Origin of the sequence: Pectobacterium fontis (assembly GCF_000803215.1) — a bacterium.
In the GTDB taxonomy this organism is placed as follows: Bacteria; Pseudomonadota; Gammaproteobacteria; order Enterobacterales; family Enterobacteriaceae; genus Pectobacterium; species Pectobacterium fontis.
This window is the reverse complement of the sequence record NZ_JSXC01000014.1, coordinates 137,957-162,416: the sequence shown is the minus strand read 5'-3', so window position 1 is coordinate 162,416 and position 24,460 is coordinate 137,957. Positions and strand designations below refer to the sequence as shown.

Annotated in this window: 16 protein-coding genes; 13 read left to right on the top strand and 3 right to left on the bottom strand. The window is 54.2% G+C overall.

Going from position 1 to position 24,460, the window contains the following annotated elements; genetic code table 11:
* Positions 1–274: 274 nt before the first annotated feature.
* Complete coding sequence (locus OI69_RS05185; RefSeq protein ID WP_039346895.1) at positions 275–1,357, bottom strand: ABC transporter ATP-binding protein; 1,083 nt, start codon at positions 1,355–1,357, stop codon at positions 275–277.
* A gap of 492 nt (positions 1,358–1,849) precedes the next feature.
* On the opposite strand from OI69_RS05185, the gene OI69_RS05180 reads away from it, so the two are divergent.
* From OI69_RS05180 to baeR, 13 genes are all read left to right on the top strand, one after another.
* The gene (locus OI69_RS05180; RefSeq protein ID WP_039346894.1) at positions 1,850–3,082 is read left to right on the top strand and encodes an extracellular solute-binding protein; all 1,233 of its coding nucleotides are present in this window, start codon (positions 1,850–1,852) and stop codon (positions 3,080–3,082) included.
* Positions 3,083–3,165: 83 nt separating this feature from the next.
* On the top strand, positions 3,166–4,482 hold the full coding sequence (locus tag OI69_RS05175) for a carbohydrate ABC transporter permease (protein ID WP_052198307.1): 1,317 nt from the start codon (positions 3,166–3,168) through the stop codon (positions 4,480–4,482).
* Positions 4,483–4,494: 12 nt separating this feature from the next.
* Complete coding sequence (locus tag OI69_RS05170; RefSeq protein ID WP_039346892.1) at positions 4,495–5,343, top strand: sugar ABC transporter permease; 849 nt, start codon at positions 4,495–4,497, stop codon at positions 5,341–5,343.
* Positions 5,344–5,378: 35 nt separating this feature from the next.
* The gene (locus OI69_RS05165; protein WP_039346890.1) at positions 5,379–6,596 is read left to right on the top strand and encodes a glycoside hydrolase family 53 protein; all 1,218 of its coding nucleotides are present in this window, start codon (positions 5,379–5,381) and stop codon (positions 6,594–6,596) included.
* A gap of 219 nt (positions 6,597–6,815) precedes the next feature.
* On the top strand, positions 6,816–8,876 hold the full coding sequence (locus OI69_RS05160) for a beta-galactosidase (RefSeq protein ID WP_039346888.1): 2,061 nt from the start codon (positions 6,816–6,818) through the stop codon (positions 8,874–8,876).
* Positions 8,877–9,010: 134 nt separating this feature from the next.
* On the top strand, positions 9,011–9,352 hold the full coding sequence (locus OI69_RS05155; RefSeq protein WP_039346886.1) for a glucose PTS transporter subunit EIIB: 342 nt from the start codon (positions 9,011–9,013) through the stop codon (positions 9,350–9,352).
* A 353-nt stretch (positions 9,353–9,705) separates the two neighbouring features.
* Complete coding sequence (locus OI69_RS05150; protein WP_154715518.1) at positions 9,706–10,896, top strand: NupC/NupG family nucleoside CNT transporter; 1,191 nt, start codon at positions 9,706–9,708, stop codon at positions 10,894–10,896.
* 243 nt (positions 10,897–11,139) lie between these two features.
* Entirely contained in the window at positions 11,140–12,375 is a 1,236-nt protein-coding gene (locus OI69_RS05145; RefSeq protein ID WP_039346884.1) for an MdtA/MuxA family multidrug efflux RND transporter periplasmic adaptor subunit, read from the top strand.
* Positions 12,375–15,497, top strand: coding sequence for an MdtB/MuxB family multidrug efflux RND transporter permease subunit (locus OI69_RS05140; protein WP_039346883.1), 3,123 nt, complete (start codon positions 12,375–12,377; stop codon positions 15,495–15,497). The genes OI69_RS05145 and OI69_RS05140 overlap by 1 nt, the downstream gene beginning before the upstream one ends.
* Positions 15,494–18,574, top strand: coding sequence for a multidrug efflux RND transporter permease subunit MdtC (mdtC, locus tag OI69_RS05135; protein WP_039346881.1), 3,081 nt, complete (start codon positions 15,494–15,496; stop codon positions 18,572–18,574). The genes OI69_RS05140 and mdtC overlap by 4 nt, the downstream gene beginning before the upstream one ends.
* Positions 18,575–18,975: 401 nt before the next feature.
* Complete coding sequence (gene mdtD / locus OI69_RS05130) at positions 18,976–20,376, top strand: MFS transporter (protein ID WP_039346880.1); 1,401 nt, start codon at positions 18,976–18,978, stop codon at positions 20,374–20,376.
* Positions 20,377–20,383: 7 nt separating this feature from the next.
* Positions 20,384–21,751: an envelope stress sensor histidine kinase BaeS gene (gene baeS / locus OI69_RS05125; RefSeq protein ID WP_039346919.1), complete on the top strand. Its 1,368-nt coding sequence runs from the start codon at positions 20,384–20,386 to the stop codon at positions 21,749–21,751.
* Positions 21,752–21,784: 33 nt separating this feature from the next.
* Positions 21,785–22,513 carry an envelope stress response regulator BaeR gene (gene baeR, locus OI69_RS05120; RefSeq protein WP_052198306.1) on the top strand — a complete coding sequence of 243 codons (729 nt, stop codon included), beginning with the start codon at positions 21,785–21,787 and terminating at the stop codon, positions 22,511–22,513.
* A gap of 64 nt (positions 22,514–22,577) precedes the next feature.
* Here the strand turns inward: baeR and hemH are convergent, their stop codons facing one another.
* Positions 22,578–23,531 carry a ferrochelatase gene (gene hemH, locus OI69_RS05115; protein ID WP_039346878.1) on the bottom strand — a complete coding sequence of 318 codons (954 nt, stop codon included), beginning with the start codon at positions 23,529–23,531 and terminating at the stop codon, positions 22,578–22,580.
* Positions 23,532–23,749: 218 nt separating this feature from the next.
* Entirely contained in the window at positions 23,750–24,394 is a 645-nt protein-coding gene (gene adk, locus OI69_RS05110; protein ID WP_039346875.1) for an adenylate kinase, read from the bottom strand.
* Positions 24,395–24,460: the final 66 nt, after the last annotated feature.

Genomic DNA, 24,460 nt, shown 5'->3' with positions numbered 1-24,460 from the left:
GTGGCTATTTGGCGCTAATTACGTCGCTACGCGATACCTTCGGCGTTCGTGACTGCTATTCGGGCCGCCAGTGACGCGCTCCAGACGCGGCACTGCCTTTCGCGGCGTCCATGCCGCTCACCCGGCAGTCACGCCCACCTCAGCGCAATTTTTTACGCCAGAGAAACCCAAAACAGCGGAATATTGAGAGACAGAAGATTTTATCATCGACAGAATTAGCGCCCGCTAAGGGCGCTAATTAGTAGGAGTTTTGCTATTTAGATTCAGCGGCTTACTACGCGCTGATTCGCAGACCATCGGCGTTGAACACCAGACAGTTAGTAGGCGAAAAGAACACCTCAATGTGCTCATAGGGTTTAAAGGCGCTGTCACCCGCCAGCAGTAGTTTGAAGTTATCAATGCCGCAACATTGGCCGAACAAATAAGTACTGTTACCTAAACGCTCAACCACTTCACAGCCGAATGACAGGCGAATCCCCTCACCTTCCGGCGAAACATGTTCCGGCCGCAGCCCCAGCGTAACCATGCTGCCAACGAGCAGTTCGCCAGTACGGATTGGCAGCTCAAGCTGTAGCTGTTCGGCAATATTCACCGTCAGGCTCTCCGGCGTCCAATCGATCACCTGTGCAGGCAGGAAGTTCATCTTTGGCGAACCGATAAAACCCGCCACAAACTGGTTAACCGGATGATAATACAGTTCCATCGGCGATCCGACCTGCTCGACTTTCCCGTAATTCATCACCACGATTTTATCGGCCAGCGTCATCGCTTCGACCTGATCGTGCGTCACGTAGATCATCGTCGTTTTCAATTCCTGATGCAGCTTGGCAATGTGCAGTCGCATATCCACACGCAGTTCTGCGTCCAGATTCGACAGCGGCTCATCAAACAGGAACACTTTCGGGTTACGCACGATGGCACGCCCTATCGCCACGCGCTGACGCTGACCGCCGGACAGCTCTTTCGGCTTACGCTCCAGCAGATGAGACAGTTGCAGCGTTTTCGCCACCATCTCAATCTGGTGCTTAATCTGATCTTTCGGCACACCGTTCACGCGCAGGCCGTAACCCATATTCTCAGCAACGGTCATATGCGGATACAGCGCATAAGATTGAAATACCATAGCAACGCCACGCTGAGCGGGAGCAACGTCATTCACCACCGCATTATCAATCATGATGTCACCACCAGTGACCTCTTCCAGCCCGGCGATCATTCTCAGCAGCGTCGACTTACCACAGCCAGATGGCCCGACAAAAACGGCGAACTCTCCATCTGCAATCGTCAGATTCACATCGTGAAGCGTGATCGTCTTGCCAAAATGCTTACTCACTTTATCCAGTTGGATAGACGCCATAACAGTAACCTCTTGATAATTTTACTTTTCAGAATATAAGCGCTGAGTCGTGATGGCCTGAAATGCGTCGACTCAAAATGACTCGGCAGCCCTTTCAAACGTATTAGCCTCTGGTCAGGCTTACCTGCACGCGGGTCATAATTCCAATATAACAGCATGGTGTAACCGTTTGCACAAACAGGGGGTTACTTTTGTGCATGAGATCACAGCCTTTACATGTTTCGCTGGCAGACGTGGCGCACTCTGCTTAATGTAATCGCAACGGGTGTAACCGTTACCCTACATTGTGGAAACCGCGCAATAAAGCGCCAACCGCCACACAGAGACGATGACCAAACAACGTGTACCGTTAAATGCCCTCATATCCTGTTTTGTACTGCCGTGCGATGTAACGTTACACCAACAGCACACAGGAACAGCAAAACGGTGAAAGTGGAAAGTACGCGACGATTTCCAACCATGATGGGCCCATCAGGGCTTTGAGGACGAATGATGAAAATGAAAACACTGACCACCGTCATTATGGTTTCACTGGGCATTACCGGTGTGCTCAGCAAATCAGCGCTGGCAGCCGACAAAGAACTACTGGTATGGGAAGATATCAAGAAATCCGACGGCATTGCCGATGCCATTAAAGCCTTTGAGAAACAGAATAATGTCAAAATCAACGTGCTGGAAACGCCTTACGCTCAGCAAATTGAGAAACTTCGTCTTGATGGCCCCGCAGGCATCGGCCCCGATGTGATTGTCATGCCGCACGATCAGGTGGGTACGGCCGTGGTACAAGGATTGATTAGCGAACTGAAGCTGGATAACACGTTCCTGTCGAGTTTTACCAAGCCGTCGCTGGACGCACAGACTTACAACGGTAAGCTATACGGCGTGCCGAAAGCCGTGGAAACCACCGTGCTGGTCTACAACAAAGATCTGATGCCACAACCGCCGGAAAAATTCGACGATTTGTTCGCGTTCTCCAAACAGCAGCGCGCGGAAGGCCGTTACGGCCTGCTGGCCAAGTTTGATGAAATTTATTACGCCTATGGCGTGATTGCTGGGATGGGCGGTTACATTTTCGGGCAGAACAGCAACGGTTCGCCGAATGTCAAAGACGTTGGTCTGGATAAAAAAGCCACCATCGATGCCGTCAACTACCTTAAAAAATTCTACGCTGAAGGCCTGTTCCCACCTGGCATCGTCGGTGAAACCGGCGCTAACGCGATCGATTCTCTGTTTACTGAGAAAAAAGCCGCCGCCGTGATTACCGGTCCGTGGGCGTTCCAACCCTACAAAAATGCGGGCGTCAACTATGGCGTGGCTCCGCTGCCGCTGCTGCCAAATGGTGAGCACCCACGTTCGCTGCTGGGTGTAAAGGGCTACAGTATTTCTACCTATTCTAAAAACAAAGCGTTAGCACAAAAATTCATTGAGTTCATCAATCAGCCGGAATACGCCAAAGTTCGCTTCCAGTTGACGGGTGAAATCCCGCCAATCACTGCGCTGGCTGACGATCCGCTGATTAAAGACGATGAAAAATCCCGTGCTGTCGCGATCCAGTCCGGTTATGCCGTCCCGATGCCGAGCGTACCGGAAATGCAGGAAGTCTGGACGCCAGCTAACAGCGCGCTGCAACTGAGCGTGACGGGCAAACAGGACACCAAAGCGGCGCTGGAATCCGCTGTGAAAGTCATAAAAATGCAGATCGAAGCTAACCACAGTAACCAGTAAACCACCGCACCACCGTGGGTCATGGGGCCCCTCGTTTATCCCTGAACACTTTCGGGATGTGGGGGACCCATGTTTTTAAGAAAATGGAGGTAGATGTGACCGTCAACGCCAGCGGCCTTACGCCACAAGAGAGAGGACGTCGCCACGCCAGAACGGCGCTATTGCTGGCGCTCGTCCCTGGATTTGGGCAGATTTATAACCGCCAGATCGTCAAAGGCGCGTTTTTCTTTATCGTCATGGTCTGCTTTATCAGCGTATTCCATGATTTCCTGCGAGACGGTACATGGGGGCTGATTACGCTGGGCACCGAACTGCCACGCGATCACTCTATTTTTCTGCTGGCGAAGGGCATCATCAGCCTGATTGTCGCCGCCTTTGGTATCGGCGTTTATTATTGCAGCCTGCGTGATGCCTATCTGTGCGGCACCCGACGCGATAAAGGCCTGCCGCTGAACAGCGTGAAGAAACAGTATCAGATGCTGCTAAGCGAGGGCTTTCCCTACCTGATGATTACGCCAGGCTTCATCTTGCTGGTGTTTGTCGTGGTATTCCCGATTATTTTCGGTTTTTCCATTGCCTTTACCAATTACGATCTCTATCACACCCCGCCTGCCAAGTTGGTCGACTGGGTTGGAATGAAGAATTTCATCAACATCTTCCGGCTCGATCTCTGGCGTTCGACGTTTTTTGACGTACTGCAATGGACGGTGATTTGGACGCTCATCGCCACCACGCTTCAGTGTGCCGTGGGCATTCTGCTGGCGATTGTGGTGAACCAAAAGGGGCTACGCTTCAAACCGTTGATCCGCACCATTCTGATCCTGCCATGGGCAGTTCCGGGCTTCGTCACCATTCTGGTGTTCGCGGGGATGTTTAACGAAACATTTGGCGTCATTAATAACGGTATTCTGGCCTCGCTGGGGATTGAGCCCAAGGCGTGGATGACCGATCCGTTCTGGACTAAGACCGCGCTGATTCTGATGCAGACCTGGCTGGGCTTCCCGTTCGTGTTTGCCATGACCACCGGCGTATTGCAGGCGATTCCAGATGATTTATACGAAGCCGCAACCATTGATGGCGCCAGCAGTTGGTACAAGCTGACCACCATCACGCTGCCGCTGGTGCTCTACTCCATTGCGCCGATCATCATCACGCAGTACACCTTCAACTTTAATAATTTCAACATTATCTATCTGTTTAACAACGGTGGACCGGCAGTGATCGGCTCCAACGCGGGCGGAACGGATATTCTGGTGTCGTGGATTTATAAGTTAACCATGTCTTCTTCCCAATATGCGATCGCCGCCAGCATCACCATTCTGCTGTCGATTTTTGTCGTGGGGATCGCGCTGTGGCAGTTCCGCGCAACCAACTCCTTCAAACAAGACAACATGGCATAGGAAAGCGCGCAGATGAAAAAACACAGCGTAAAACGCCAGAATTTTATCAAACTCGGCCTGACCTACCTGTTGCTGACGATAGTGACCGTGATCATTATTTATCCGCTGATCTGGACGGTAGGCGCATCGTTAAACCCCGGCAGCAGCCTGCTCAATACCGCGATTATCCCGGATAACTTTTCCTTTATTCACTATGAGGAGCTGTTTAACGGACAGATTGACTACGCCGCCTGGTACTGGAACTCGATGAAAATCAGCTTCCTGACCATGATTTTGACGCTCATCAGCGTCAGTTTCACCGCGTATTCCTTCTCCCGCTTCCGCTTTCGCGGTCGCCAGAACGGGCTGATGTTATTTCTACTGTTGCAGATGATCCCACAGTTTTCCGCGCTGATCGCTATCTTCGTGCTAGCGCAGATGCTGGGGCTGGTGAACAGCCATATTGCGCTGGTGCTGGTTTACGTCGGCGGCATGATTCCGATGAACACCTATCTGATGAAAGGCTATCTGGATGCGATTCCGAAAGATCTGGACGAATCCGCACGCATGGACGGCGCGGGTAACTTCCGCATTTTTATTGAAATCATTATGCCGCTATCCAAACCGATCATCGCAGTGATTGCTCTGTTCTCGTTTACCGGCCCGCTGGGTGACTTCATTCTCGCCAGCACTATTCTGCGCACGCCGGATCAATACACTCTGCCCATCGGGCTTTATAACCTGGTGGCGCAGAAAATGGGGGCCAGTTACACCACCTACGCGGCGGGTGCCGTGTTGATCGCCGTGCCGGTCGCCATTCTTTATCTGTCCTTGCAAAAGTACTTTGTTTCCGGCCTGACCTCAGGCGGAACCAAAGGATAATGACTCAACATCTGTACCCACTCCAGGAACGTAAAATGAAAATGAAAAAACGCGTACTGATGGCTGCCATGCTGGCAACCGGCCTGCTGACCGCCTCCCTGCCGCAAGCCCTACATGCCGCAGAGAATGTGACAATCAATAAATTGACCAACGTCCCTGCCGATTTCATTAAAGGCGCGGATATCTCCATGCTAAACGAGGTGGAAAAGCACGGCGGCAAATTTTATGACGAGCACGGCAAACAGAAAGATGCCATGTTGATTCTGAAAGAGAACGGAATTAACTATATTCGTCTGCGCATCTGGAACGATCCGAAAGATGCGGCAGGCAGCGGCTACGGCGGCGGTAACAACGATTTGGCGACCACGCTGGCACTGGCTAAACGTGCCAAAGCCAACGGAATGAAAGTGCTGTTGGATTTCCACTACAGCGATTTCTGGACCGATCCTGCTCACCAAAACAAGCCCAAAGCCTGGTCTGGTTTAAATGTGGCACAGCTCACCACCGCCGTACATGACTACACCAAAGCGACCATTAGCGAATTCCAGAGAGCGGGCGTCATGCCGGATATGGTGCAAATCGGTAATGAACTGAACGGCGGGATGCTGTGGCCGGAAGGGAAAAGCTGGGGTCAGGGCGGTGGCGAATTTGATCGTCTTGCGGGATTGCTGAAAGCCGGTATTCAGGGCGTGAAGGACGTACCAGGTTCGAACAACGTCAAGATCATGCTGCATCTGGCGGAAGGCACCAAAAATGACACCTTCATCTGGTGGTTCGATGAAATCGTCAAACGCAATGTGCCGTTCGATGTGATCGGTGCCTCGTTTTACACCTACTGGAATGGCCCTATCAGCGCATTGCAGTACAACATGAACGACGTCACCAAACGCTACAATAAAGACATCATCGTCGTTGAGGCGGCCTATGCCTACACGCTGGAAAACTGCGATAACGCAGAAAACAGCTTCCAGCAAAAAGAGCTGGAGGCGGGCGGCTATCCGGCTTCCGTACAGGGTCAGGCGAATTACCTGCACGATCTGATGCAAAGCGTGATCAACGTACCCAATCAGCGTGGCAAAGGCGTCTTCTATTGGGAACCCGTCTGGCTGCCTACCCCCGGCGCAACCTGGGCCACGAAAGCGGGCATGAAATACAACAACGACGACTGGAAAGAAGGCAACGCGCGAGAAAACCAGGCGCTGTTCGACTGCAAAGGCAACGTACTGCCTTCCATCAAAGCGTTTAAACCGTAATCCGTATTCAGCGCGTGACAACCCGTTTAACTGAACAAGAGCGGCGATAATGGGATAGAAGAGTAAAGCGTTTGCGCCAGGGATGGCGCAACCCGAGCGTACAGGGATGTATTCACAGCGTCTTTACGATCTACCCATCATCGCCGCGTAAGCACATTGCCAGCTATCTCGAACACGCAAACCGTATTCCGCGCGTGACAACCCGTTTAGGAGAGAACGATGTTCAAATTCCCCCCGTTAAGCAGCAAGGTGCCAGTTCTGCTGCACGGTGCTGACTATAACCCTGACCAATGGCTGGACAATCCAGAGGTACTGGAAAAAGACATTGAGATGATGAAACAAACTCAGTGTAACGTGATGTCCGTAGGCATTTTCAGTTGGTCCGGGCTGGAGCCGGAAGAAGGCCGCTACGAATTTGGCTGGCTGGATCGCATCCTCGATACGCTGTATGCCAACGGTATCTTCGTCTTTCTGGCCACGCCCAGCGGGGCGCGTCCGGCGTGGCTATCACAGAAATACCCGGACGTGCTGCGCGTGGGTAGCAACCGCGTGCGGGCGCTGCACGGCGGTCGCCATAACCACTGCCTGAGCTCGCCGAACTACCGCGAAAAAGTTAAACAAATCAATACCAAACTGGCAAAACGCTACGCAAACCATCCGGCGGTGATTGGCTGGCATATTTCCAACGAATACAGCGGCGAGTGCCACTGCGATACCTGTCGTAGCACCTTCCAGAGCTGGCTGAAAGCACGCTACGGCACGATAGAGGCGCTGAATAAGGCCTGGTGGAGCACCTTCTGGAGCCACACCTACACCGACTGGTCGCAGTTGGAGCCTCCCTCTCCCCTTGGAGAAATGTCCATTCATGGCCTGAATCTGGACTGGAAACGCTTTAATACGTCACAGGTCAGCGATTTCTGTGCCGCAGAAATTGCGCCACTCAAAGCTGAAAACCCGTCTCTGCCCACTACGACGAACTTCATGGAATACTTCTATGACTACGACTACTGGCAGTTGGCGAAAGTGATCGATTTTATCTCCTGGGATAGCTACCCGCTGTGGCATAACGCGGAAGATGACTGCACGCTGGGTGCCTACACCGCGATGTATCACGATCTGATGCGAACGCTGAAAGGTGGGAAGCCTTTCTACCTGATGGAATCCACACCAAGCCTGACCAACTGGCAACCGATCAGCAAGCTGAAAAAGCCGGGCATGCACATCCTCTCGTCACTTCAGGCCGTCGCGCATGGGTCAGACTCCGTGCAGTATTTCCAGTGGCGTAAGAGCCGTGGTTCCGTCGAGAAATTCCACGGTGCGGTGGTCGATCATGTCGGACATATTGATACCCGCGTCGGGCGTGAAGTACAGGAATTGGGTGACATACTCCACAAGCTCGCCCCCGTGACCGGTAGCCGGGTAGACGCCAAGGTCGCCATTATCTTCGATTGGGAAAGCCGCTGGGCGATGGATAACGCCCAAGGGCCGCGCAACGCGGGGCTGTTCTACGAGAAAACCGTCACCGAACATTATCGTACCTTCTGGGAACAAGGGGTGGCGGTCGATATCATCAACGCCGATGTCGATCTCAGCGGTTATCAGCTCGTGATTGCACCGATGCTCTATATGGTTCGCGAGGGCTTTGCCGAACGCGTCGATGCCTTCGTCAAACACGGCGGCCGTTTCGTCACTACCTACTGGTCTGGCGTCGTTAACGAAACCGATCTGTGCCATCTGAACGGCTTCCCCGGCCCGCTGCGTCCAATCATGGGCATCTGGGCGGAGGAGATCGACGGGCTGTACGATCATGAAAGCAACAGCATCAGCGGTCTGGACGGTAATGAGCATCGTCTGACCGGCCCGTATCAGGTCACGCACCTGTGTGAACTGATTCATCTGGAAGGCGCACGAGCGCTGGCGACCTATGACAGCGATTTCTATGCCGGACGCCCGGCCGTTACGGTCAATGATTACGGCAAGGGCCAGGCCTATTACATCGCATCACGCAACGACCTTACCTTCCAGCGGGATTTCTTCACCACGATGATACAGGCGCTGAATTTATCGCGTGCGCTGCTAACCGATCTGCCTTATGGCATTGTCGCCCACCGCCGCAATGATGGGGAAAGCGAGTTTATCTTCGTGCAGAATTACACGGCAACACCACAGCAGGTTACGCTGCCTGTCGCCTACGAAGAAATGACGACTGGCAGGATGCTGTCAGGATCGATCACGCTGTCAGGCTACAGTTGCCGGATCCTACGCCGTGCGCTGCCGTAACGGCTGATGGTTGTCGGGCGAACACGGAGTGGAGCGCGCCAACGGAAACGCATCACCGTGTTTCGCCTAACAGTAATCCTACATGAACGGCATTATCATACGCATGCTGATCAACAAATGAAGAGGTGACTACGATGGGCAAGATTCACAATTTTCGGAAATTGTTCGCGTCAATGCTGGGTAAGCAAATTACCGAGATTGAAATCGCTTCACCGCTAGACAAAGAGAATTTACAGCAGTTGGTGAACGCCTTTGGCGGCAAAGAGAATATCGTCAGTCTGGATGCCTGCATCACCCGCCTGCGGGTCGAGGTACACAGCCTGCGATTAGTCAACAGCGACAATCTGCAAAAACTGGGCGCGATTGGGGTGATCATCGTCGGTCATCAGGTGCAGGCCATTTTCGGTACGCAGTCAGATAATCTGCGCCGCGAACTGGCCGCCTGGTTCGAGGATGATGGCGCAGAAGCACATTAACGATTTTACGACTATCAAGGGGCTTTGCCGTTATCTGGCATAAAAATCATGCTGAGGCGGCGGGCTCATATTGCGATCCGCGACTGACATCAACACTCTCCCGTTTAAATCATGTAAAAACACCATGCAAAATACCGCCAAGCTGGCACTCAGCGTATCGCGGTATCGTTTTTGGCGTGAGATAAGAATAATGAATGAACAGAAAAACGCGAATAACGAGACATGGCATTTAGTTTCGATAAAATCCCAAGGTATAATTGTTTTTTTGCGTTCTTCATCTCATTTTTAGCGCACGCGTTACATAAAATGACGTGGAAAATCTGGCCTGCCTCATATTTGGAGCACACATGTCCTTGTCCCATATCGCGCAATTTATTCTGGCGCTGGTTGTTGTTGCAGCGCTGGCGCTGCTTGTCTGCCGCGATCGTAAAAGCATTCGTATTCGTTTTATTATTCAGTTACTCGTCATCGAAATTCTGCTTGCTTACTTCTTCCTGTACTCAAACATTGGGTTAGGTGTCGTCAAAGGGTTCGCCGCAGTCTTTGACAAATTACTCGGATTCGCAGGCCAAGGGACGGACTTCGTATTCGGTGACATGGTGAACAGTGAGAAGAACCTGATTTCTTTCTTCTTCAAAGTGCTATGCCCTATCGTCTTCATTTCCGCGCTGATCGGTATCCTGCAACACATTAAAGTGCTGCCGATCATCATCCGCGCCATTGGTACGCTCCTGTCCAAAGTAAACGGCATGGGCAAACTGGAATCCTTTAACGCGGTCAGTTCATTGATTCTCGGTCAGTCCGAAAACTTCATTGCCTATAAAGACATTCTGGGCAAGATGTCCGAAAAACGCATGTACACCATGTCAGCGACGGCTATGTCCACCGTCTCGATGTCCATCGTCGGGGCGTATATGTCGATGCTGGATGCCAAATTCGTCGTTGCCGCGCTGATTCTGAACATGTTCAGTACCTTCATTGTGCTGTCGCTGATTAACCCCTACAAAGTCGGTGAAGAGCAAGAATTGCAGTTGGGTACTCTGCATGAAAATCAGAGCTTCTTTGAAATGCTGGGCGAATACATTCTGGCAGGTTTCAAAGTCGCCGTTATCGTGGCGGCCATGTTGATCGGTTTCATCGCACTGATTGCCGCGGTCAACGCGATTTTCAGCGCCATTTTTGGTATCAGTTTCCAGGAAGTGCTCGGTTACGCGTTCTATCCGTTCGCCTGGATCATGGGTATCCCTGCTCATGAAGCGCTTCAGGTGGGCAGCATCATGGCGACCAAACTGGTTTCCAACGAATTTGTCGCGATGCTGGAACTGCAAAAAGTGGCCGGTGAACTGTCTCCACGCAGCGTAGGCATCCTGTCTGTGTTCCTGGTGTCCTTCGCCAACTTCTCGTCCATCGGCATTATTGCGGGCGCAATTAAAGGCCTGAACGAGCAACAGGGCAACGTGGTTTCCCGTTTCGGTCTGAAACTGGTTTACGGTTCCACGCTGGTGAGCATCCTTTCCGCCGCTATCGCCGGTCTGGTGCTGTAACTCTTTATCGCGTTATAAAATTTTTATCTCTATCCGGCAGCCTCGCGCTGCCGGAATTTTTTCCTACAAACCCTGACACATCTTCCATATTTCCTTCATTTTTGTCCGGCATCCCTTGTTTAAACTAGTAAAATTAGGCCATTGATTTCATCACGCGCTGAGTATGACAGCCAACGCACATGCCGCGTGAAGTATGACGGATAGATCGTACTTCCCGCGCAACCTGGAGAATAATCCATCACTATGAATGCCAAACGTATCCGAGGCCTGCTGATATTTGCCGCCGTTATCGCTATTGCTGTACTGGTCTGGCGCCATTTTACCCAGACGCCGCCGGCCACCTCCGGCACCAGTGAACAGCGCACCGCCCGTACATCACATTCGGGAAACAGCGGCAGCGGTGGTGGACGCCGTGGTGCCATGCGCACATTGGCACCCGTACAGGCTGCGCTGACGCAATCCGCTTCCGTACCCTACTATCTATCTGGTTTAGGCACCGTCACGGCGGCCAATACCGTGACGCTGCGCAGTCGGGTGAATGGGCAGTTGATGGCGCTGCACTTTCAGGAAGGACAGCAGGTTAAGGCTGGCGATCTGCTGGCGGAAATCGACCCTCGCCCTTTTCAGGTTGAACTGACGCAGGCACAGGGGCAATTGGCAAAAGATCGTGCCGTGCTGGCGAATGCTCAACAGGATTTGGCACGCTATCAGCAACTGGTGAAAACCAATCTGATCTCCCGTCAGGAACTGGATACGCAGACCGCCGCGGTTCGTCAGGCGGAAGGCACGCTGAAAGCCGATGAAGGTGCCGTCGCCAGCGCCCAACTCCAGTTGGATTACAGCAAGATCACCGCACCTATCAGCGGTCGGATCGGCTTAAAGCAGGTCGATGTCGGGAATTACATCACCAGTGGCGATACCAATGGCATCGTCGTGATTACGCAGACCTACCCGATTGATGTGGTCTTTACCGTACCAGAAGCAGAAATTTCCACGATCCTGAGCGCACAAAAATCCGGTCAACCACCTGTCGTCGAGGCCTGGGATCGCGCCAACCAGAAGAAACTTTCGCAGGGCACCTTGCTGAGTATGGATAACCAGATCGACACCACGACAGGCACAATCAAGCTCAAGGCGCGTTTTGACAACCTGGACGATGCCCTGTTTCCGAACCAGTTCGTGAATATCCGCATGAAGGTCGATACGCTACAAAACGCCGTCGTCGCGCCTTCCGCCGCTGTACAAATGGGGAATGAAGGCCGTTTTGTCTGGATCCTGAATGATAAGAACGAAGTCAGTAAACGTCAGGTCACGACCAGTATTCAGTATGGTCAGTGGGTGGTGGTGACGGCAGGGCTGGATGCGGATGTGAGAGTGGTGACTGACGGTATCGACCGTTTAACCGAAGGCGCTCAAGTGGAAGTCGTGTCTTCAACGCTGATTGAGAAAACGCCGATCACCCACGGGGAGAAATCCTGATGCAGGAGAGCGTTCCAGCCAGCGGCGGCGGGCCGTCGCGCCTGTTTATTCTGCGTCCGGTCGCGACCACGCTGCTGATGATCGCGATTTTGCTGGCCGGTATTATCGGCTATCGGGCGCTGCCGGTTTCCGCACTGCCGGAAGTCGATTACCCAACGATTCAGGTCATTACCCTGTATCCCGGTGCCAGTCCCGATGTGGTGACCTCGGCGATTACCGCGCCGCTGGAGCGGCAGTTCGGGCAGATGTCTGGGCTAAAACAGATGTCGACGCAAAGCGCGGGCGGCGCCTCCGTCATCACGCTTCAATTCCAGCTTGAGCTATCGCTGGACGTCGCCGAGCAGGACGTGCAGGCCGCCATCAATGCAGCAAGCAATCTGCTGCCAAACGATCTGCCCTACCCGCCGACCTATAGCAAAGTGAATCCGGCAGACCCGCCAATTATGACACTGGCCGTCACCTCCAGCGCCATGTCGATGACGCAGGTACAGGATATCGTGGACAACCGCATCGCGCAGAAAATCTCACAGGTGGCGGGCGTCGGGCTGGTGTCGTTAGCGGGTGGCCAGCGTCCGGCGGTGCGGGTGAGGCTGAATGCGCCCGCGCTGGCGGCCTATGGCTTGACCAGCGAAACGATCCGTACCGCGATTACCGCCGCCAACGTGAATTCCGCCAAAGGAAGTCTGGATGGCCCGACGCGCTCGGTCACGCTCTCCGCCAACGATCAGATGAAATCCGTTGATGATTACCGCAAGCTGATTGTCGCCTGGAAGAATGGCGCACCGGTGCGGCTTCAGGATGTCGCCACCATTGAACAGGCCGCCGAGAATATTCATCTCGGTGCCTGGGCGAACCGGCAGCAGGCGATCATTATCAACGTTCAGCGTCAGCCGGGTGCTAACGTCATCACCACAACGGATAGCATTAGCAAGATGCTGCCTGCGTTAAAAGCCAGCCTGCCGAATGCTGTCGACGTCACCACGCTGACCGACCGCACCACCAGCATTCGCGCCTCGGTGAAAGACGTCCAGTTTGAGCTATTGCTGGCTATCGCGCTGGTCGTCATGGTGATTTACCTGTTCTTGCGTAACGCCGTCGCCACACTGATCCCGAGCATCGCCGTGCCGCTGTCGCTGATCGGCACCTTTGCCGCCATGTATTTCCTCGGTTTTTCCATCAATAACCTGACGCTGATGGCACTCACTATCGCCACCGGTTTCGTGGTGGATGATGCCATTGTGGTGATCGAGAACATCGCCCGCTATATAGAAAAAGGGGAAAAACCGCTTCACGCGGCGCTGAAAGGCGCGGGAGAAATTGGCTTCACCATTATTTCCCTCACCTTCTCCCTCATCGCCGTGCTGATCCCGCTGCTGTTTATGGGCGATATCGTCGGACGGCTGTTCCGCGAGTTTGCCGTGACGCTGGCGGTATCTATCCTGATTTCCGCCGTCGTGTCGCTCACGCTCACCCCGATGATGTGCGCCCGGATGCTAAGCCACCAGGCGTTGCGCAAACAGAATCGTTTTACCCGCGCCAGCGAACGTTTCTTCACACGCCTGATTGATGCCTACGGCGTTTGGTTGCGCAAGGTGCTGAACCATCCGTGGCTGACGCTCAGCGTCGCACTCGGTACGCTGCTGCTGACCATCCTACTCTACATCTGGATCCCGAAAGGGTTCTTCCCGATACAGGATAACGGCATCATTCAGGGCACCGTGCAGGCTCCGCAGACGGTCTCGTTCAGCAATATGGCCGATCGCCAACAGCGCGTCGCCTCGATTATCATGAAAGATCCGGCGGTGGAAAGCGTCTCCTCCTTCATCGGCGTTGACGGCACCAACGCCGCACTAAACAGTGGCCGACTGCAAATCAACCTGAAACCGCTTAGTGAACGCAGCGAGCGCATTCCCGAGATCATCCATCGACTTCAGCAACAAACCGCACAGATCCCCGGCATCCAACTCTATCTGCAACCGGTGCAGGATCTCACTATCGACACCCAAATTAGCCGTACCCAATACCAGTTTACGTTGCAGGCGATGTCACTGGACGAGCTAAGCGAGTGGGTGCCGACGTTGATGACCGAATTGAAAAAGCTGCCACAGCTAGAGGATGTCAGCAGCGACTGGCAGGATGGCGCCGCCGTCGCCTACGTCAATGTGAATCGCGACAGCGCCAGCCGTCTGGGTATCACGATGTCGCAGGTTGATAGCGCGCTGTACAACGCTTTTGGTCAGCGGTTGGTTTCCACTATTTATACGCAGGCCAGCCAGTACCGCGTGGTGCTGGAGCACGATACGAGCAACAACACGGGTCTGGACGCGCTGAACGACGTGCGCCTCATCAGCAGCGACGGCGGGACGATCCCGCTCAGCAGCATTGCCACCATTGAAGAGCGTCAGGGGCCGCTGGCGATCAACCATATCGACCAGTTCCCATCGACAACCATCTCCTTCAACGTCGCTAAAGGCTATGCGCTGGGTGAAGCGGTTGAGGCCATCACGCAGGCCGAGCAGCAGATGAATCTGCCAGCGGATATCACTACCCGTTTTCAGGGCAGCACGCTGGCGTTCCAGTCGGCACTGAGCAGTACCGTGTGGCTGATCGTCGCGGCGATTGTCGCCATGTACATTGTGCTTGGCGTGCTGTACGAGAGCTTTATTCACCCCATCACCATCTTGTCTACGCTACCTACCGCCGGGGTCGGCGCGCTACTGGCGCTGATGATGGCGGGGAATGAACTGGATGTGATTGCCATTATCGGGATCATTTTGCTCATTGGGATCGTCAAGAAGAACGCCATCATGATGATCGACTTCGCGCTGGCGGCGGAGCGAGAGCAGGGGATGAAACCGTATGACGCGATTTATCAGGCGTGTCTGCTGCGTTTCCGACCGATTCTGATGACCACCATGGCGGCACTGCTGAGTGCGCTACCGCTGATGCTGAGTACCGGCGTCGGCGCGGAACTGCGTCAGCCGCTGGGGATCTGTATGGTAGGCGGCCTGATCATGAGCCAGGTTCTGACGCTATTTACCACACCGGTGATTTACCTGCTATTTGACCGTTTGGCGACGCGTTTCCGCCCTACGCCACGTCAAGAGGAAGAAACCGAGTGAAGTTCTTCGCCCTGTTCATCCACCGCCCCGTCGCCACTCTGCTGCTGACGCTGGCCATCGCCCTGTGCGGCGTTTTAGGGTTCCGCCTGTTGCCCGTATCACCGCTGCCGCAGGTAGATTTCCCGGTGATTTCGGTCAGCGCGTCGCTGCCCGGCGCGTCACCGGAAACCATGGCTTCCGCCGTCGCGACACCGCTGGAACGGGCGCTGGGTCGGATCGCGGGCGTCAGCGAGATGACCTCCACCAGTTCGCTCGGCAGTACGCGCGTCATTCTGGTGTTTAACCTCAACAGGGATATCAACGGCGCGGCGCGGGATGTACAGGCGGCGATCAACGCGGCGCAGAACCTGCTACCCTCCGGTATGTCCAGCCGCCCGACTTATCGCAAAGTTAATCCGTCCGATGCCCCCGTCATGATTTTGACATTGACCTCAGACACCCACAGTCAGGGGCAATTGTACGACTTCGCGTCTACCCAGCTCGCGCAGAAAATTTCGCAGATGGAAGGCGTCGGCGATGTGTCCATCGGCGGGAGTTCACTGCCTGCCGTGCGCGTCGCGCTGAATCCGGTGGCGCTGTTTAATCAGGGTATTTCCCTTGATGAAGTACGGCAGGCCATAGCACAGGCGAACGTGCGCCAGCCGCTGGGGAATGTGGAAAACAACCAGAAAAGTTGGCAGATACAAACTAATGATGAGCTAAAAACTGCCGCAGCCTACGCGCCGCTGATTATCCACCATAGCAACGGGGCCGCCGCCCGTCTGAGTGATGTCGCGACGGTGGAAGATTCGGTGCAGAACTCACGTAATGCCGGGATGGCGAACGCGAAACCAGCGATTCTGGTCATGATTCGCCGGGCGCCAGATGCCAACATTATTACCACCGTGGACAACATCCGCGCCGCGATGCCAGCGCTACGCGCCAGTCTGCCGGCCGAAATCCAGTTAAATATCGCTCAGGATCGTTCGCCCACCATTCGCGCCTCGCTGGCAGAAGTGGAGCAATCACTGGTGATCGCCGTCGCGCTGGTGATTCTGGTCGTTTTCCTGTTCCTGCGTTCCGGGCGCGCCACCGCCATTCCGGCGCTGGCCGTCCCCGTGTCGCTGATCGGTACTTTCGCCGCGATGTACCTGTGCGGCTTTAGCCTGAATAACCTCTCGCTGATGGCACTCACCATTGCCACAGGCTTCGTGGTGGATGACGCCATCGTGGTGCTGGAGAATATTTCCCGCCACATCGAAGCGGGGATGAAGCCGCTACAGGCGTCGCTTCAGGGCGTGCGGGAAGTGGGGTTCACCGTCTTATCGATGAGCCTGTCGCTGGTAGCGGTGTTCATCCCGCTCCTGCTGATGGACGGTTTGCCGGGGCGACTATTCCGCGAATTCGCCGTCACACTGTCGGTGGCGATCGTGATTTCGCTGCTGATTTCACTCACGCTCACCCCAATGCTGTGCGCACGGTTACTGCGCGCCGTGCCTAAACGCAACCAGCCGCGTACCCGTGGCTTTAACCGTCTGCTATTCGCGATGCAGCAAAGTTATGGACGCTCGCTGAAGTGGGTGCTCAACCATGCGCGTTGGGTGTTGCTGCTTCTGCTAGGGACCATCGCGCTCAATGTCTGGCTGTACATCAGCATTCCGAAGACCTTTTTCCCAGAGCAGGATACGGGTCGGCTGATGGGCTTTATTCAGGCTGACCAGAGTATTTCGTTTCAGGCCATGACGATGAAACTCCAGAATTTTATGACGATCGTACGCAGCGATCCGGCAGTGGATAACGTTAACGGCTTTACCGGCGGCTCACGCACCAATAGCGGATCGATGTTTATCTCACTTAAGCCGCTATCCGAGCGCGATGTTTCCGCCCAGCAGGTGATCAGCCGCCTGCGCACCAAGCTGGCAAAAGAACCCGGTGCTAATCTGTTCCTCATGCCAGTGCAGGATATCCGTATCGGCGGGCGGGAAGCGAACGCGGGGTATCAGTACACGCTGCTGTCTGATGATTTGAGCGCGTTGCGCACCTGGGAACCCAAGATCCGTGCCGCATTCAGCACCCTGCCGGAACTGGCCGATGTGAACTCCGATCAGCAGGATAAAGGCGCTGAAATGGCGCTAACCTACGATCGTGACGCCATGGCGCAGTTGGGGATCAACGTCTCAGCCGTCAATGCGCTGCTCAATAATGCTTTCGGACAGCGTCAGATTTCGACCATTTATCAGCCGCTAAATCAGTACAAGGTGGTGATGGAAGTGGATGACGCCTACACGCAGGATGTCAGTTCACTGAACAAGATGTTTGTGATCAATAGCGCAGGTAAGCCAATCCCGCTCTCGTATTTCGCCAGTTGGAAACCCATTAACGCACCGCTGTCGGTGAATCATCAGGGGTTGTCTGCCGCCTCGACGATCTCTTTTAACCTGCCGGAAGGCACGGATTTGTCCAGCGCTACAGCGGCGATAGACAGAACCATGACATCGCTAGGCGTGCCATCTACGGTACGCGGCCAGTTCTCCGGTACGGCGCAGGCGTTCCAGCAGTCGCAGTCTTCCCAACTGTTGTTGATTCTGGCTGCGATTATCACTGTATATATCGTGCTGGGCGTGCTGTATGAGAGCTATGTGCATCCGCTAACGATCCTGTCTACCCTGCCCTCGGCGGGTGTCGGCGCGCTATTAGCGCTCGAGTGGTTTGGCGCACCGTTTAGTCTGGTGGCGCTGATTGGTATCATGCTGTTGATCGGGATTGTGAAGAAGAACGCCATCATGATGGTGGATTTCGCGCTGGTGGCGCAGCGTAACGGCAATTTACGCGCACAGGACGCCATTTTTCAGGCCTGCATGCTGCGTTTCCGCCCGATTATGATGACCACGCTGGCCGCGCTGTTTGGCGCACTGCCGTTAGTGCTGACCAGCGGTGATGGCGCGGAACTGCGGCAACCACTCGGCATCACAATTGTTGGCGGGTTGGTGATGAGCCAAATCCTCACGCTGTACACCACACCCGTGGTGTATCTGTTTTTCGACAAGCTGAGGGGGATTCGGCGTAAAGCCCCGGGGAAGGATTTGTCATTGTCGTGACCGAACATGAGTAATGGTAAGACCTAATAACATGTTATTTCTGGAGAGGTTTCGTGCGCGTAATGTTCACTGTTTTTCTAGTAGCGTTCCGAACGCGCCCGACCAAGGGCGGCTCAATTGCCGTCGCCCTTGGAACCCTGGCTTGTGGCGGGAAATTATGCCGCTTTGCGGTGCCTTCGGGAAAAGCATCCTCTTTACGGACCGCCGCTGACGCGTTCCCTACGCGGCATCGGCTTGCGCGGCATCCGTGCCGCTTATCCGAGAGTCTGCATTTCCCTCAGCATAATTTACGCCAGAGAAAATGCTCAGCGCATGAAACCTCTCCGAGATAAAAATATTAGCAATATGAGGACACCACCGACGATGGCGAATATATCCAACTATCCAGAGGGTCATGGAAGATGACCCAACCAGCCTCCGTTCGCTGGCAGCTCTGGATTGTTGCCTTTGGCTTTTTTATGCAGACGCTGGATACCACCATCGTGAATACCGCGCTGCCTTCAATGGCCGCGAGTCTGAATGAAAGCCCGCTGCATATGCATTCGGTGATTGTTTCCTATGTACTGACCGTCGCGGTGATGTTACCCGCCAGCGGCTGGCTGGCGGATCGCATCGGCGTGAAGAATATCTTTTTCGCCGCGATTCTGTTGTTTACATTCGGCTCGCTGCTGTGCGCCCGTTCGGAAACGCTGAATGAATTGTTAGTCTCTCGCGTCATTCAGGGCGTTGGCGGGGCGATGATGGTGCCGGTAGGCCGTCTGACGGTGATGAAGATTGTGCCACGCGACCAGTACATGGCGGCGATGACCTTCGTGACGTTGCCCAGCCAGATCGGCCCGCTCGTGGGACCTGCGCTCGGTGGCTTTTTAGTGGAATACGCCAGTTGGCACTGGATTTTCCTGATCAATCTGCCCGTTGGTATTATCGGCGCTCTGGCAACCTGGTTCCTGATGCCCAATTACACCATGCAGACGCAGCGTTTTGATATCAGCGGCTTCCTGTGGCTCGCTGTCGGTATGGCCACCCTTACGCTGGCGTTGGACGGCAACCGCAGCCTGGGTATGCCGCCGATTGCTATTTTCGCATTGATCGCCATCGGGCTGATCGCTCTGTTAAGTTACTGGCTACACGCTCGCCATAATGAACGCGCGTTATTCAACCTGCGTTTGTTCGACACACAGACCTTCTCTATCGGCCTGACCGGCGGGCTACTGGCACGCATCGGCAGTAATATGTTGCCGTTTATGACGCCGCTGTTTTTACAGTTGGGTATGGGTTTTTCGCCCTTCCATGCCGGGCTGATGATGGTGCCAATGGTACTTGGCAATATGGGAATAAAACGGATCGTGGTGCAAATCGTCAACTATCTTGGTTATCGCCGCGTGCTGATCGCTTCCACGCTGCTGCTGGCGCTGGTGACAGCACTCTTCGCATTGGTCGCACTCCTGCAATGGATCTGGATGATCCCGATTGTGTTGTTCTTCCTCGGTATGGTGAACGCCATTCGCTTCTCCGCCATGAATACGCTGACGCTGAAAGATCTGCCGGACACGCTCGCCAGCGGCGGCAATAGCCTAATGTCGATGACCATGCAGTTGTCCACCAGCCTCGGCGTCAGTATCGCGGGTATACTGCTGGGGATGTTTTCCCAACCGCACATCGACACGGCAAGCGGAGAAAACCAGAGTATGTTTATTTACACCTATCTCAGCATGATCGCGATCATCGCTTTGCCCGCGCTAATCTTTAACCGTGTGCCAGCAGACAGTATTAAGCAGTCAACCCTGGCACGTAAATCGTGAGGTCATGATGAAATTCGGCATCACCGCCAAACTGTTTCTTGCGATTTTCGCCACCTGTATGCTGGTGCTGATTACCATGCATTGGGGCGTGCGCGTCAGCTTCGAACGGGGCTTTATCGACTACATTAAGCGCGGTAACGAGCAACGAGTCACGCAACTACGCGATGCGCTGGCAGAGCAATATCAGCAGCACGGTAACTGGTCATTTCTGCGCAATAATGAGCGTCTGGTATTCAAAATGCTGCACTCTCTGGATCAGAACAACGATACCGACAACAGCCTACAAGGGTGGCGAGTACGTCTCTGGGTGCTTGATTCAGATAAAAATAAGTTGTCCGGCTCTTCGGCACCAATCCCCCCCGAAAGTACCTGGCAACCCATTCAGGTACACCATCAGACCGTCGGCTGGATTGTCGCCTCACCCGTTGAACGCCTCACCCGCAACGCCGATATCAGTTTTGATCAACAACAGCAGCGCACCAGTTGGCTGATTGTCGCGCTCTCGACGCTACTCGCCATTATCGCGACCTGGCTCACCGCACGCGGCTTGCTCGCTCCCGTCAAGCGGCTGGTTAACGGCATGCACAGTCTGGCATCGGGGGATTTCAGCACGCGGGTGACGGCAAGCTCGCACGATGAATTAGGCAGGCTGGCGCAAGATTTCAATCAGCTTGCCAGCACGCTGGAAAAAAATGAACAGTCGCGCCGTGCATTTATGGCCGATGTCTCCCACGAGTTGAGAACACCATTGGCGGTGCTGCGTGGCGAGTTGGAAGCGTTGCAGGATGGTGTACGCAAGCCCGACGCCCATTCGCTGCATTCGCTCCAATCTGAAGTCACGACGTTAACCAAACTGGTGGACGATTTGCATCAGCTCACGCTGTCCGATCGCGGGGCGCTGGCCTACCGCAAAACGGAGGTGGACGTGGTGCAGGTGCTGCATATTGCAATTGCCGCGTTTCATGAGCGTTTTCAGAAAAAACAAATTACGCTCAATACCGATTTGCCCGCTCAGGCTGGCGTCTTTGGTGACCCGGATCGGCTGAGTCAGTTATTTAATAATCTGCTGGAAAACAGCCTGCGCTACACCGATGAACAGGGACAATTACACATTACCATGGTGCAGCAGCAGAAACGCTGGGCGATGATCTGGCAGGACAGTGGCCCCGGCGTCACCGACGAGCAGCTTCATCTGATTTTTGAGCGTTTTTACCGTGTAGAAAGTTCGCGCAACCGTACCAGCGGCGGCTCTGGTCTGGGGCTGGCTATCTGTAATAATATCGTTGAGGCGCATAGTGGACGGCTGTATGCTGAACATGCGCCATTAGGGGGGGTGATGATAACCATCGAGCTTCCCTCGCACGTACCAGATTAAGCGTCACTCACAATACCCAAAACAAGCAGAGCTATGACAACCGTACCCGATTTCGCTATGACGTCACCTATTCTGATCGTCGAAGATGAGCCCAAGTTGGGACAACTGCTGGTGGATTACCTTCAGGCCGCGAACTATGCCACGCACTGGCTGCCCAACGGCAACGATGTCGTCGCGTGGGTACAGCAGCATCCCCCGGCCCTCATTTTGCTGGATCTGATGCTACCAGGCTGCGATGGTCTGACGCTCTGCCGTACTATTCGCCAGTTTTCCAACGTACCAATCATTATGGTCACCGCCCGCAGCGAAGAGATCGATCGCTTACTGGGGCTGGAAATCGGTGCCGACGACTATATTTGTAAACCCTTCAGCCCGCGCGAAGTGGTCGTGCGCGTCAGAACGCTGCTGCGCCGCTGCGGTTGGCAAAATGACGGCGTGAAAACCACAGAAAACACCGAAACGGTCCTGTTGATTGATAAAAGCGGCTTTCAGGCCAGCTATCTCGGGCAGAACCTCGACCTGACGCCCGCGGAATTTCGTCTGCTCAAAACGCTCTCCACCGAGCCGGGCAAGGTATTTTCCCGCGAGGCGCTGCTGGATAATCTCTACGATGATTATCGCGTCGTGACCGACCGTACCATCGATAGCCACATCAAAAACCTGCGCCGCAAGCTAGAGCTGTTGGACGAAGAGACCTCATTTATCCGCACAGTATATGGCATTGGCTATCGCTGGGAAGCCGCGCCCTGTAATGAGGTATAAATCACACAGCCTTATAATGTTATGGTGCCCTTGTTGAGAATCGACCCTTTCCTTCCTACTCGGCTTATCTAACTAGCTGTTCCAGCAGATCGATATGCAGCGGATCGTCATTGAGCGCGGGAATATAGTGGAACGCTTCTCCGCCCGCGTGCAGGAAGATTTCACGGTTCTGTTCCTGAATTTCCTCCAACGTTTCCAGACAGTCAGCGGCAAAACCCGGGCACATGATCTGAATGTGTTTAATTCCCTGCGCGGGTAGCCCCTGCATGGTCTCATCCGTGTACGGTGTCAACCACGGCTCACGGCCAAAACGTGACTGGAAGGTCATCATGACTTTATCCTCTGGCAGCCCCAGCGCAGCAATCAGCGCCTCGGTGGTCGCCCGACAGCGTTGCGGATAGTCATCCCCTTCATTGGCGTAACGTACAGGAATACCATGATAGGAAATCACTAACCTGTCCGGTTCGCCATGTTCAGCAAAGGATTGCTCGACACGGTGCTTTAACGCCGCAATATAAGCAGGGTGCTCAGCGTAATCACGAATAAAACGAATCGCAGGTAACTGACGATTATCCCGCAACTGTGCAGCAAGCCCATCCCACACGGCGGCGGTCGTTGAGCAGGAATATTGCGGATACATCGGTAAGACCACCAGTTGCGTTACGCCCTGTGCCAATAATTTGTCCAGCGCCGAACGCAGGCTGGGCGAACCGTAGCTCATACCCAGTTCAACAGGCGTTTCCGGCATGCGCGCCGCCAGCGCCTGCTGCTGTCGGCGGCTAATCACCAACAGCGGCGATCCGCCTTCCATCCAGACGGATTGATAGAGCTTCGCCACGCGCGGTGAGCGTGTTGGCAGGATGATACCGCGTAGCAACGGCCACCATAGCAGACGCGGCGTATCCACCACGCGGCGGTCGCTGAGAAACTCAGCCAGATAACGCTTCACCGCCTGCGGCGTCGGGGCATCGGGCGTCCCTAAGTTCACCATCAGCACACCGTATTTCTCTTGTTTCATCGCCGTCTTCCTTTTATGAAGAGCGAGCCTTGTTTCAGCCCGCCAGTGCGTAATATCAGATATCTATTGTAGCGAAAAAAAATGAAACAAATACGGGCAGATAGCAGGGATAACACCGATGCTATCGATAGAAGAAAATGAACAAACCGGGGCTTGGGAACAAAAAATGCCAGACCGTCGTCTGGCATTCAGAAAGTAGGCTGTGTTCGCGGAGAAAATTAACCCAGAATGGTTTCCAGTTCTGCGCGCACTTCTTCCACTTTACGCGTGCCTTCTACTTTGAAATAGCGGGTGTTACCCGCGTCAGCTTCTTTCTGATAGTAAGAAACCAGCGGCGCAGTCTGCTGATGATATTCAACCAGACGCTTACGCACGGTATCTTCCTGATCGTCCTTACGAATGGTCAGATCTTCGCCGGTCACATCGTCTTTGCCCTCAACTTTAGGCGGATTGAATTTTACGTGATAGACGCGACCCGACGCCGCATGAACGCGACGGCCTACGATACGATCGATGATCAGTTCATCAGGCACAGCGAATTCGATAACGTAGTCCACATCGATACCGGCATCTTTCATGGCATCAGCTTGTGGAATAGTCCGTGGGAACCCATCCAGCAGAAAACCGTTACGGCAATCGTCCTGGGCGATGCGCTCTTTAACCAGAGCAATGACCAGTTCATCAGTGACCAGTTTACCTGCATCCATGATTTCTTTAGCCTGCTTGCCCAATTCAGTACCGGCTTTTACCGCTGCACGCAGCATGTCACCCGTGGAAATCTGCGGAATACCGTATTTTTCCATGATGAATTGAGCCTGAGTACCTTTGCCTGCGCCCGGAGCGCCCAGCAGAATAATACGCATCGCGTAAATCCCCTTGCTATGTAGTATTTATAAAATAAATTTGAAAAACGCTAAACCATACCATTC